Annotated in this window: 1 protein-coding gene; it reads right to left on the bottom strand. The window is 77.7% G+C overall.

Annotation, left to right across the window (positions count from 1 at the left end; translation table 11 throughout):
• Positions 1–323 (bottom strand): MBG domain-containing protein (locus tag EOE48_RS29570; RefSeq protein ID WP_187371607.1); only part of this gene is annotated, 323 nt, incomplete at both ends.

The raw sequence follows: 323 nt of genomic DNA on the forward strand, positions 1-323 counted from the left end.
GGCTGCCGCCGAGGCCGTCGCCGCCGACGAGGCCGCCGACGGTGTAGGTCAGGGGCGGGTTGGCCTCGCCGTAGAGGCGGCTCTGCGCGTCGGCGGTGACGACGAGGGCGCGCGGGGCGATCGTGACGGTGCCGGTGGCGCCCGCCAGGGTGTAGTTCGGGTTGGACAGCGTCAGGCCGGACGGGTCGGTGAGGGCCTGGGTGCCGACGTCGCGGCCGGCGAGCCGGCCGGTGCCCGACAGCGTGACGACGTCCGCGCCGACGCGGTCGGTCACCGTGAGCAGGCCGCCCGCGATGGCGGCGGTGGCGTCGTAGGCCCGCGTG

It is taken from the genome of Methylobacterium oryzihabitans (assembly GCF_004004555.2).
In the GTDB taxonomy this organism is placed as follows: Bacteria; Pseudomonadota; Alphaproteobacteria; order Rhizobiales; family Beijerinckiaceae; genus Methylobacterium; species Methylobacterium oryzihabitans.